We start from the raw sequence: 11,572 nt of genomic DNA, 5'->3' as shown, positions 1-11,572 counted from the left end.
CCCCGCAGCCCCTCCAACGCCTGTACGACGTCCGCAGCCTCCATCAGGTGTCCCCCGTGTGTCGCGTTCTCGGCCACTGTCCATCGTCGCCCATCTGCAGCCTGTGCGCGGCGACTTCGGCGGACCCTGGCCACATGCCTGCCGTCCGTCCGGACTGCCCGTCCCACGCCGCCAACGCTCGTCGGGACAGTCCGTGCACGTTGCCCTCGTCTCCGACAGCGACGGTCATGAGACTCCCATCTCGGATCTCGACATGGTAAGCGTTCAGCCGGGCTCAGAGCTGTCCCACAATGATCGTTGGCGGATAGCGGACGGCCTCGGGCTGTTCGTGGCCTGGAAGTCGGTGAGCGACCAAGCAATGTCTGGCGTCAGGCACAGCGGGGCAAGTCGGGGCAGGCGGCGGCGGACGATCAGGTACAGTCGCCGCAATGTGGGCCTGGGGTTTTCTGCACCCGCAACGTCCTGCGCGAGATTCCGCCCCTTCTCCCGGCCACTGCCACTGTCGTCCCGCAGCCGCCCCGTGTTGCGCGGATGCGGGAATGCGAGAGCGACCGCCACACGCAGCCGCTTCTCTTCAGGCCGGTCGCGGTCGAGTTGTTGTGCCGGGACTGCCGCGGCGCGCGGGCCGGGGAGGGGACCGGGTCAGCTCCGGTCGGGGAGCACGTCTCCGTGCGAGGCGCGGCTGCGGTCCGGGCGGTTCTTCGCGGGCGGGTCGTCCTCCGACCAGCGCCTCTCGTTGGCCCCAAGCCCTGTGCGCCCCCTTTGCCCCGAAGCTCGCTGTCGCGTCACCGGCTGCTGTATACAGTAACCGCGCCGCCCTCGCCCCCCACTCCACCGAAAGGCTGTGAAGTGCTGTCCGGAACCGGAATACGTGTCGGTCTGAGTGGGCGCCGTGCCGTCGGTGCCGTGTTCGTCGCGGCTGTCGTGGCCGTGTCATCCGGATGCTCGGCGCACGACGGCAAGCGGAAGCCGGCGGGGCAGCACGCCTCCTCGAAAACCACACAGGCCCAACCGGAGTCGAAGGCCACGCGTCCCGGGACCGGGGCCGCCGCCCCGGAGCCGAAGACCGCCGCGCAGTTCGTCGCCCGCGCTCGGCAGACCACGGGGGCCGAGAAGGGGTGGACGTTCGCCGTGCATGGCAGCGAGTCCGCCACCATGCAGGGTCAGGCGCCGTCCAGCGCCACCTATGCCGCGACCGTGCACCGCACCACCGACCCGGCCGCACTCCAGCAGACCGGCACGGTCACCACCAGCAAGGGGGTGCGCAAGCCGGAGGCGGTGTACGTCGTCGGCGGCACGGGTTACGTCAAGGACGCTGCCGAGGGGTGGAAGAAGGGGCCGTTGTCCGATCCGGACATAGCCAATGACGTCGAGGATCCCGTGGCCGACCTGGACGCGTTCGCGGCGTACGCCAAGAGTGCGGAGGTGAGTCGTACGGCGACGGGCGTGCGGCTACAAGTCAGCGCATCCGGCTGGCAGTTGTCGGCCGCCCGGAACCGTCCCGCGCTGAAGCGTGCGGTGCGGGAGGTGGAGCCCACGCTGAGTCAGTTGCGCAAGGCCGGGGTGACGGCGACGGACAGCCAGATCACGCTCAGGAGTTTCAGCGAAACGTGGGGTCTGGACCGTGCGCACGGATATCGGCCTGCGTCGCACTGGTACGCGTTCACGTTCCTTGTCCCTTTCCAAGGCGGGGACATCACGGTGAGTCAGGAGGTACGGGCCGACAACGGTGGCGTGTTCGGCGGGAGCGTGGGCTTGCCGTCCGGCGTGAAGTGATCCGTGCGGCGTTGCGGGTGCCGATACATCATCCGGCCCGACCACAGCCCCCACCAAGCCGCCGAAGCGACCGATCGCCGCACCGCTGCGGCGGACGGAGGGGGTGCGTCCGTGCGAGCCACCGCTCTGGTTGGGGAAACTCGCGGTTCGGGCCCAGAATCATGTCATCTGCGGGGGAGCCCGGGAAGGTTATGACTTCCACCGGACCGGCAGCTGACGCGGGCCACGGATGAGCATGCCGTGGCGCCAGGTCAGGGCGGCCGGGTGGGCGTCGAGGGCGAGGTCAGGGCAGCGCTCCAGCAAAGCACGGATCGCGACTCGTGCCTCCATGCGGGCGAGCGGCGCGCCGAGGCAGTAGTGGATGCCGTGGCCGAAGGCGACATGACCGTTGGCGGGCCGCCGGATGTCGAAGCGGCCAGGGGCGGGGAAGCGTTCCGGGTCGCGGTTTGCGTCTGCCAGGGCCACGAGGACCAGCTCACCCCCGCCGGGGATGACTGTGCTGCCCATCTCGACCGGCTCGGTGGTGAACCTGAACGTCGGCGTCTCAACCGGCCCGTCGTACCGCAGCATCTCCTCCACCGCATTGTCCATGAGCGTCATGTCCTCGCGCAGTGCGGCGGCTTGGTCGGGATGGGTCAGCAGGGCCAGCACGCCGTTGGAGATCAGATTGACCGTAGTCTCATGTCCCGCGACCAGCAGCAGCCAGGCGGTACCCAGTAGTTCGTCCGCGGACAGCCGGTCGCCGTACTCGTCGGTGGTGCGGATCAGAGCACTCATCAGGTCCTGGCCCGGGGCCAGCCGCTTGCGCTCCAGCAAGTCGGCGAGATATGCGGCCACCTCACCCGTCGACGCCAGCCGCGCCCCAGGGTCGGGGTCGGTGAGGATCGTGCTGGTCCAGGCCCGGAAAGCGGCCCGGTCCAGCATCGGCACGCCGATTAGCTCGCAGATCACCGAGATCGGTAGCGGGAACGAGAGTGCCTCGACCAGTTCGGCCCGGCCTTCCGGACGCGCCACCATCGCATCGAGCAGTTCGTCGGTGATCTGCCGCACGCGCGGCGCGAGCTGCTCGATCCGGCGCGGAGTGAACTCGCGGACGACCAGTTTGCGCAGCCGCTCATGGTCCGGCGGGTCGGAGTTGAGCATGTGCGGCCCCGCAGACGGGCTGGGGAGCGGAAAGGAGGGCGAGGCGTTCTTCCACTGCTTGGACAACCGCGGATCTACGAGCGCGGCCCGCCCGGCGTCGTACCCGACGACCAGCCAGGCCTCCGCGCCCTCCGGAATCCGCACCTTGTGCACGGGTCCGCGCTCGCGCAGCGCCGCGTAGACCGGATACGGATCACGGACGAAGTCCTCGCCCATTGCCACCAGGTCGACCACCTCGGCTGCCGCCATCGCCTGCCCCCGTCTCCCGGCTCGTCTCGACGCTAGCAATGGGCGGCGCTTCGACGAAGGACGAATCCAGCCACCCGGGCGGGCAGAGACTGGCACGACGCAGATGATGAATGCGAGCACGGCTACCGCCGGGAGATTGGACACCACGGTGGCGTGGGGATGATGGCATCAGCCACGCCCGTTTTGCGCATGCGGTGAAGGTCACGGTGTCGCCCGTCGCGTGGGTGTACTCAGTCCGGCGCCGTCAACTCAAGGTTCAGGTTGGCTACGAGTGGGCCGACCGGCACCTGGTGGTGCCACTGACTGCGCGGCCTGAGGTCATGGCGTTCGGGCCCTGTCCGAAGGCCGCCGCACACCGATCGAAATCCCCTCGACGCTGCCAGGGACAGGTGCCTAGTATCCGGGGGCGGCATCGCGTGTCGGTCATCGGCTGGGTGAGGCATGGAGGCGCCGCGGAGATGCCCGTGGAGGCATTGTCCAGTGTCAGTTCAGTTCAACCACACCATCGTGCTCTCCCGTGACCGGGAGAAGTCCGCTCATTTCCTCGCCGAGATTCTGGGGCTCGAGGTCGGGGAACCGGCCGGGATGTTCCTGCCGGTGACGACAGCCAACGGCGTCACGCTGGATTTCGCGAGCGTCGACATCGACATCCCCATGCAGCACTACGCGTTCCTGGTGTCCGAGGGCGAGTTCGACAAGGTGCTCACGCGGCTCGTGGCTGCCGAGGTCCCGATCCAGGCCGATCCGCAGGGCAGGCATCCGCGCCGGATCAACCGCAATGACGGCGGGCGCGGCGTGTACTTCCTGGATCCGGCCGGTCATGGCCTTGAGGTCATCACCCGCCCGTACGGCAGCGATCCGTCCTCGCCGCTCAACGAAGTGACGGAAGAGGTGCCAGGAGCACGCTGAGCCGGGAGGAGGGGCCGCAGTCCGCCTCAGGGGTGCATGAACCGTGGGGTGGTGCCTGTCCGGCACCGCCTCGTCGGCTCCTGTGGCCCCACCGGGGCGAACGTCAGGCGTGCGCGTGCAGTCGACGGCGCAGGTGGCGGCGAAGTCCTCGGCCATCTCCAGGCGGGCCCGGAGGGAATGGCAGCGGGCGTAAGCCAACTTCCCGTAGGACTAAAGGTGCTCGCGCAGACGCTTGACCGCGAGCTGGTCGACGGTCTGACCGACACCCAGTCCGACAAGACGCGCGAAGCGGTCGGCCAGGGCATCGCCGACGTCGTCACCGGCATCTTCGGCGGCATGGGTGGCAGCGGCACGATCGGCCAGACCAAGATCAACGTCAAGAGCGGCGCCCGTACTCGCCTGTCGGCGTTCCTGGCCGGGTTCTTCCTGCTCATCCTGTGCATCAATGGTCGCGTCGGCACCGGACCCGCGCCTCAGGACGTCGATGCCTAGGATCCAGCCGGACAGGCCCTGACAGACCGTGGCCTGCTATGAACGCTGATGCCGTGTGGCCCCATCGCGCCGGCACCGACCAGCTCGGCCCAGGGCAGGAGGGGCCGCTACAGGCTCCGGCTGAGATCCACCGGAGGGCCGAACTCGACGCCCCGCTGTGACTTGCCGTCGAGGTCTCGTCACCGGTGTTCGGGGTTCTCGTAGTCGCGGCGGCAGCCGGCGTCCCAGGCGGTGCGCTGGTTGCCGTAGGCGGGAATGCCTCCGAGGTCCTTCAGCGCTCGGGCCAGGTGGAGCAGGTTCCAGGTCATGAAGGTGGTGTTGCGGTTGGTGAAGTCGTTTTCCGGGCCGCCCGAGCCCGGGTCGAGGTACGAGGGACCAGGGCCCGCCTCGCCGATCCATCCGGCGTCCGCTTGGGGAGGGATGGTGTAGCCCAGGTGCTGGAGGCTGTAGAGGACGTTCATGGCGCAGTGTTTGACGCCGTCCTCGTTGCCGGTGATCAGGCAGCCGCCGACCCGTCCGTAATAGGCGTACTGGCCAGCCTCGTTGAGCAGGCTGGAGCAGGCGTAGAGACGTTCGATCACCTGCTTCATCACGGAGCTGTTGTCGCCCAGCCAGATGGGTCCGGCCAGTATGAGGATGTCAGCCGCCAGAACCTGCTGGTACAGCTCTGGCCAGGCGTCGGTCTGCCAGCCGTGCTCCCTCATGTCGGGCCAGACGCCGGTGGCGATGTCGTGGTCCACAGCCCGTACGACGTCGACCCGTACTCCCTGCGGATCCATGATGGCGGTGCTGCGGTCGATCAGTCCCTGGGTGTTGCTCCGCTCCGGCGACCGTTTCAGTGTGCAGTTGATGACCAGAGCGCGCAGGTCGTCGTAGCGGGCCGGCGGTGCGTCGGTGGCGGGCGACGAAGCGGTCACTTGGTCCTCCCAGAGCCCTGCCGCCGCACGGTGGAGGGCGGCGCGTCCTCGTCCAGCGTGCAGACCGGCTGTGGCGGGCGCCAGTGTGATGCGTCCGAAGGATGGGGGCGATGTCTGAGCGCGACGTGGGTTGGTACCTCCTGCGAGAAGTCCTGCCAGCCCCCTGTCGGCTGCCGGTGAGTGGCCGGGGCCGGTCGGCGTGCCTACGGTCGCCTCATGGGCATTGACGGCGTGACGGAGGCGCGGGACGCGAGGGCAGTGGGCGACGTGGCCCACCTGTTGGTGCGCTGTCTGGAGGCCGAGGGCGTGGAGTTCGTCTTCGGGATTCCGGGTGAGGAGAACATCCGCTTCGTCGATGCGGTGGGCGGCTCTGACATCCGCTACGTTCTGGTGCGCCACGAGCAGGCCGCCTCTTTCATGGCGGAGATCTACGGGCGGCTGACCGGCCGGGCGGGGGTGTGTTCGGCCACCCTGGGTCCCGGTGCGATCAATCTGCTGCTCGGTACCGCCGATGCGACGACCAACAGCACACCGCTGGTGGCCCTGGCCGCACAGGGCTCTCTGCGCCGCATCCACAAGGAGTCGCACCAGGTCATCGACCTCGTCTCGATGTTCGCTCCCGTCACCCAGTGGGCTGCTTGCGTCGAGTGTGCGGACGCGGTGCCTGAGATGGTGCGCAAGGCGTTCAAGACCGCGCAGAGTGAACGCCCCGGCGCGGTGTTCCTGGCGGTGCCGGAGGACATCGAAACCGAACGTCCCGCCGAACCGCTCGCGCCCTTGCAGATTGACGCGGTTCGCAGCGATGCGCCGTCGCCCTCGCAGATCGCGCGGGCCGCGGACGTTCTCACCGGCGCACGCCGCCCCGTGGTGCTGGCAGGCCACGGCGCCGCGAGAGCCAGGGCCTCGGCCGCGCTCGTGCGGTTCGCGGAGCGGCTGAACGTCCCGGTGGCGACCACGTTCCACGGTAAGGGCGTCTTTCCCGACGACCACCCGGCGGCCCTCGGCGCGGTCGGCTTCATGCGTCACGACTACGGCAACTTCGGCTTCGACGCGGCCGATGTGCTTGTCTGCGTCGGCTACGAGATCCAGGAGTTTGACCCGGTCAAGATCAACCCGAACGGCGACAAACGGATCGTGCATGTGCACCGTTTCCCTGCCGAGGTGGACGCCCACTACCCGGTCGCGGTGGGAGTCGAGGGCGACCCCTCGCAGGCGCTGGACGCATTGGCGGCCGCACTGCCCGACCGCCTCACCTACGAGTCGAGGACCGGCGAGAAGATTCGTAGGCTCCTCGACGAGGAGCTCCAGTACGGACGCAGCAGCGACGCGTTCCCCGTAGTTCCGCAGCGCATGGTGGCCGATGTCCGCACTGCCCTGAACCGCCACGACATCGTGCTCGCGGACACCGGCGCCGGAAAGATGTGGATGGCCCGCCTGTACCCGGCCTACGAGCCGGACACCTGTCTGCTCTCCAACGGCCTGTCCACCATGGGATTCGCGCTGCCGGGCGCCATCGCCGCCAAGCTCGCCCGGCCGGACAGGCGTGTCCTGGCCATGATGGGTGACGGCGCGTTCCTGATGAACTCCCAGGAGCTGGAGACCGCCGTCCGCGAACGCGTCCCGCTGGTCGTCCTTGTCCTGGTCGACGAGGAATACGGTCTGATCACCTGGAAGATGGAGCTCGAACTCGGCCGTCACAGCCATACCCGGTTCACCAACCCGGACCTGGTCGCCTACGCCAAGAGCTTCGGCGCACGCGGCTACGCGGTCGAGGCCGCCGGCCAACTCCTGCCCGCGCTGCGTCGCGCCCTCGACGACGACACCGTCTCCGTCATCGCCTGCCCCGTCGACTACTCCGAGAACCTGCGCCTGACCGACAAACTGGGCGATCTGCACGGGCCGTTCTGATCCCCGACGCCCCCGAGGATGTCCCTGTTCCGTAAGGGGCCCGGGCGTTCCGCGGCCGCCTCGTGGCGGCTGTGATGGGAGGCATGAGATCCCGCTTGCTTCCGCCGGTGATCAGGGGCAGGTTGCTCCTCTTTTCGGCGTCTCCTTGACGATGGGCGTCGTGGTACTGAGCTTGTCCTGCGGAGGAGGAATGAAGGATTTGGCGCTGTGGGGGCTGGCTCTCGCTGCTCTCACCTCGGCTACACCCGCAGGCCACGGCCTATGCGTCTCGCTGCTCCCACAGGTCTACGTCAAGGCACAACCGTGACCGCAAACGACGTCAGCATCAGGGTTGTCCACCCTTCCCTGTCCCGCCCTACGAGCAAGTGGCCGAGTGGGCGGGCAACAGCGTCTCCGTGCTGCTGGCCATCTACGCCCGGTGCATCTCCGGGCAGCTCCGGGACCTCAAACAACGGATCCTCGCCCGAGGCGACCTGCCCAAGGTGGCTGGCTGATGTGCGCCCGGCGCCGGGACACACGGGGATCCCGGCGCCGAACCGTATCCGCCGCTCGCTGTGGAGCTACACCGGTCGGCGTCCGGACCGGCGCTGTCTGCGTGGCTTCTCTTGGCCTCGGTCGGCTTACCGCCGTAGCTGCACAGGACCGTTCACGACAGCAGGTGGTGGTTACAGGCCCGGGCACGGTGGCGATCGGCAGATGCGAGGATAGGAAGATCCCCCAGTGAGGAGGAGCCTCCCATGGTTCCGGTGTCCAGCGTGCGACGTGCCGATGACCGCGGGGCGTGGGCGGTGGTGATCCTCAGTGGCGAGGTGGATCTGGCGCTGGTTCCGGCGCTGCGTGAAGCGGTCGATGCGCTCATTGCCGAACGTCGCGGACGCATTGTGCTGGACCTGGAGCAGGTGTCGTTCATGGATTCAACCGCTCTGGGGGTGCTGGTGTACGCCATGCGGCGGGCCGATGCGTTGGGCGGGACGCTTCGCCTGGCGGCCCCGCGCGAGCAGGTCCGCCGCATGCTGGACGTGACGGGGCTGGACACCGTTGTCGGGATCTTCGGCGGCGTCCCCGCCGCGTGCGATCACCCGCGCCCGTGACGGTGTAGGAGAAGGCTTGCTGGAACGGGGGAAGATGCGGGCAGAATGCACAGGGTGGAGAGTGGGCCGAAAGAACGCGGGGCTTCCGAGGTCAGTGTGGACGATGCGCTGATGTCGGCGTTGGCTGCCGCGGCGGATGCCGGCTTGTATGCCGTGGACGACGAGGGCACGGTGATCGCCTGCAACCCGGCGGCCGAACGGCTGCTGGGCTACGAGCCGGGCGCCCTGATAGGGGTCAACGCCCACCGCATCTTGCATCCGTCGGACGAAGAGTCGGCCGCTCTGCCCGTCCAGCGCCCGGTCCTCCGGGACGTCGCCCTGGGCAGACGGATCAGCGGCGACCGCGCCGTACTGCTACGCGCCGACGGCACGCCGCTTCAGGTGTGGTGGACCGCGGCTCCCGTGCCCGCGGCTGGGGGACATGGCCTGAGTGCGGTGGTCGTCTTCCACGACGCGACCGCCCAGCGCGCGCGGGAAGGGCGCCGTGCCGAGCGGTACGCGCACAGCGAGACGATGCGTGAGCAGGCCGAATACGATCTGGCGGAGACCAGCTGGCTCGGTGAGCTGACGCTGGCCATGACCAGCACCCTGGACGCGGACGAAGCGCTGCACCGCCTGGTCCGCCAGCTGGTGCCCCGCCTCGCGGACACCGCTCTGGTCAGCCTGACTGACGGGCACGCTCATCGCCTCGCCGCTGCCGCCCACCACAACCCCGACGTGTTGCCGACCGGCCCCGGCGATGAGCTGGTGCCGGAGCACCGCGCCCACCACGCGGCCATCACCCGCATCCTCGAGGGAGGCGGCACCCAGCACCTGACCGACCTCGCCCCCGCAGCCCGCGGCGAAACGGACCTGTTCACGCTGGTGGAAGCGGAAGAGGCGCTCGTCCTGCCGCTGCGGCTGCGCGCCACTACGTTCGGGGCGCTGACCCTGGCCCGTGCGTCCGCGAGCCCGCCCTTCAACGAAGCCGACCGTGCCCTGGCGGATGAGGTGGCCCGTCGCATCAGCCTGGGTCTGGACAATGCCCGCCTGCACGCCGCTCAGGCCGACATCGCCGCGGCCCTGCAGCGCGCCCTGCTCACCGATTTGCCTGACGTTTCGGGTATCGAACTGGCTGCCCATTACCAGCCGGCCCAGCACGCGGCAGAAGTCGGCGGCGACTGGTACGACGCCTTCCTCCTCGACGACGGAGACCTGGCCATGGTCATCGGCGACGTCACCGGCCACGACATTCAAGCCGCCTCCCGTATGAGCGAACTACGCAACATGCTCCGCGCCTTGGCCGTCGACCGTCCTGAAGAGTCCCCAGGCCGGATCCTGCGTCGCCTGGACACCGCCCAGGCCCGCCTGACCCTCGCCGACTCCGCCACCGCGATCCTCGCCCGCCTGCACCGAACCGCTGACGGGGCCTGGCAGGCGTCCTGGTCCGTCGCAGGCCACCCCCACCCCTGCTGATCACCGACGACGGCAACGTCAGCTACCTCACCGGGGGACACGCAATGCTCCTGGGGCTCCGCCCCAACCTCGAGCGCCCCACCACCCGGACCCCTCTGCCCGACGGCGCCACGCTCCTGCTCTACACCGACGGCCTGGTCGAATCGCGAACCCGTTCCCTCGACGACGGCATGACCCGCCTACGCCAGCACGCCACCACCCACCGCCACCTACCCCTGCACCGGCTATGTGCCGAACTCGCCCGCGATCTCGGAGACACCCGCGACGACATCACTCTCATCGCCGCCCGCACTCCCATCCGGCCGCAGGCCGGCTGACCGCTTTGCCGGGGGCACGCTCACACGCGGGTGCGGTTCAGCCGACACACAGGGCTGCACAGATATCACGCACCCGGGCGCTCACCCATCGCCGACTGGACCTGATGGGCGGGAGAGCCCTTGAACCGGGTCAACGCTCGCTGCAGTTCGTCTAGTTCGCCATCCGGCAGGCTGTCGCCGCAGGCGAACTTCAGCACATCTTCGGCGATGACACGCAGCTTCGTGTTGGTGCGCTGCGAGACGTCCCGAAGCGCTCGCCACGCCTCGTCGGGTGGAATCTGCCCGAGAACCACCAGGGCACCCATGGCCTGATCGATGATGGCGTGCGAGGTCACGGCGTGTTGAAGCTGCTCGTTTTCCGCCTGGAGACGCTCGTTCTCCATCGCGAGGTCGGTGGCGGACATCTCTAGGGAGTGATGCTTGGAGACCGCGAAGAACGCCATGAGACCACCCGGTCAAAGGGGGCGGGGACCCTGTACAGCTACCCCGCTTCCATGGGGATAGTTTCCCGCACGCAACCTTTACCTGCGACCTGGGAATCCTTCCCATATGCCACATACGGGAGGGCTCTCCGCCAACGGTGAACGGAGAGCCCTTGCGGCGGGGCACGCTTCCTGACCCCGCCCTGGGCGAGTAGCCCTCGCTCTGCAACCTAACCTGGTTCGCCGATGTCAGCCGACTCTTTCCCGGCTCGCCACGACCGGCCGGCAGTCGTGAGGATGCAAGAGGTGTACCCGTCGGATGGCCCCGGAGCCGAAGCGGGTTGACGGCACGATCAGTTAGTGGATCTTGAAGGGGAAGTACCTGGCTGGTTTCCAGGGCGGCTTCCGGTCTGGAGAAACGACTCGAAGCCGCCGGGGACTTATCCCGTTCGCCCGCGGTCGGCTGACTCTCCCGGCGGAGAACTTCGCCGCCCTGACCAGCAAAAAGGCCCTCCCGAAGGGAGGGCACTCAGTGGCGCCCCCGGCAGGACTCGAACCTGCGGCCAAGCGCTTAGAAGGCGTCTAGTAGGTTGACCCCATCCGCCTGTTGACCTGTGTCCTTTGCTCAACTGGGCATCTGACTGGCGGACTTCGACATGCATTCGACAGCGTGCCTGTTTGCACCTCCGCTGTGCCGCGGCCATGAAGCTTCGAGAGAGGCGCACTTGGGAGGCCAGCAACCTGGTTACACAGGCGCGGCTGTGTCCGCACGGTAGGGGTACGGGAAGAAGAGCCTCTTACCGTTCCTAGTCAGTGAGCAGGAGTGGGTCTTGTACCCAGTCCTGGTCAACTGGCGCATCCCGAACGGTGGTGGATGCACTGGTCTCCCGCGT

General features: G+C 68.4%; 8 protein-coding genes and 2 pseudogenes. 7 read left to right on the top strand and 3 right to left on the bottom strand.

The genetic code is table 11. From position 1 onward, the window contains the following. The first annotated feature begins 906 nt into the window (after positions 1-906). A complete protein-coding gene (locus ACWDA7_RS44880) occupies positions 907-1,776 on the top strand; it encodes a hypothetical protein (RefSeq protein WP_450612936.1) in 870 nt (289 codons plus the stop codon). 189 nt (positions 1,777-1,965) lie between these two features. On the opposite strand, the gene ACWDA7_RS44875 is transcribed toward ACWDA7_RS44880, so the two are convergent. Beyond that, positions 1,966-3,168, bottom strand: a complete 1,203-nt coding sequence (locus tag ACWDA7_RS44875; RefSeq protein ID WP_450612934.1) for a cytochrome P450 family protein — start codon at positions 3,166-3,168, stop codon at positions 1,966-1,968. 480 nt (positions 3,169-3,648) lie between these two features. On the opposite strand from ACWDA7_RS44875, the gene ACWDA7_RS44870 reads away from it, so the two are divergent. Next, on the top strand, positions 3,649-4,077 hold the full coding sequence (locus tag ACWDA7_RS44870; protein ID WP_450612932.1) for a VOC family protein: 429 nt from the start codon (positions 3,649-3,651) through the stop codon (positions 4,075-4,077). 240 nt (positions 4,078-4,317) lie between these two features. Next, positions 4,318-4,521, top strand: a pseudogene (locus tag ACWDA7_RS44865) (SulP family inorganic anion transporter); the annotation flags it as partial. Positions 4,522-4,748: 227 nt separating this feature from the next. Here ACWDA7_RS44865 and ACWDA7_RS44860 read toward each other — a convergent pair. After that, positions 4,749-5,486 (bottom strand): flavodoxin family protein, encoded by a 738-nt coding sequence (locus tag ACWDA7_RS44860; protein WP_450612930.1) that lies wholly within the window; start codon positions 5,484-5,486, stop codon positions 4,749-4,751. A 216-nt stretch (positions 5,487-5,702) separates the two neighbouring features. On the opposite strand from ACWDA7_RS44860, the gene ACWDA7_RS44855 reads away from it, so the two are divergent. The 4 genes and pseudogenes from ACWDA7_RS44855 to ACWDA7_RS44840 all read left to right on the top strand — a co-directional run bounded on the left by ACWDA7_RS44855 (position 5,703) and on the right by ACWDA7_RS44840 (position 10,257). Beyond that, on the top strand, positions 5,703-7,394 hold the full coding sequence (locus tag ACWDA7_RS44855; protein ID WP_450612929.1) for an acetolactate synthase large subunit: 1,692 nt from the start codon (positions 5,703-5,705) through the stop codon (positions 7,392-7,394). 365 nt (positions 7,395-7,759) lie between these two features. Continuing rightward, positions 7,760-7,888: an integrase gene (locus tag ACWDA7_RS44850; protein WP_450612927.1), complete on the top strand. Its 129-nt coding sequence runs from the start codon at positions 7,760-7,762 to the stop codon at positions 7,886-7,888. Positions 7,889-8,131: 243 nt separating this feature from the next. Further along, a complete protein-coding gene (locus ACWDA7_RS44845) occupies positions 8,132-8,485 on the top strand; it encodes an STAS domain-containing protein (RefSeq protein ID WP_450612925.1) in 354 nt (117 codons plus the stop codon). A gap of 45 nt (positions 8,486-8,530) precedes the next feature. Further along, positions 8,531-10,257 (top strand): annotated as a pseudogene (locus ACWDA7_RS44840) (SpoIIE family protein phosphatase). Positions 10,258-10,322: 65 nt separating this feature from the next. On the opposite strand, the gene ACWDA7_RS44835 reads toward ACWDA7_RS44840, so the two are convergent. Then, the gene (locus tag ACWDA7_RS44835) at positions 10,323-10,700 is read right to left on the bottom strand and encodes an ANTAR domain-containing protein (protein ID WP_450612924.1); all 378 of its coding nucleotides are present in this window, start codon (positions 10,698-10,700) and stop codon (positions 10,323-10,325) included. Positions 10,701-11,572: the final 872 nt, after the last annotated feature.

The organism is Streptomyces sp. NPDC001156, assembly GCF_053598275.1.
Note: the sequence above shows the minus strand (reverse complement) of the source record. Positions and strands in the feature narration are given on the sequence as shown.

Bases quoted from the DNA above. Each gene is read 5' to 3' on its own strand.
- ACWDA7_RS44875 (WP_450612934.1), bottom strand. From the start codon at position 3,168: ATGGCGGCAGCCGAGGTGGTCGACCTGGTGGCAATGGGCGAGGACTTC.
- ACWDA7_RS44835 (WP_450612924.1), bottom strand. From the start codon at position 10,700: ATGGCGTTCTTCGCGGTCTCCAAGCATCACTCCCTAGAGATGTCCGCC.
- ACWDA7_RS44855 (WP_450612929.1), top strand. From the start codon at position 5,703: ATGGGCATTGACGGCGTGACGGAGGCGCGGGACGCGAGGGCAGTGGGC.
- ACWDA7_RS44845 (WP_450612925.1), top strand. From the start codon at position 8,132: ATGGTTCCGGTGTCCAGCGTGCGACGTGCCGATGACCGCGGGGCGTGG.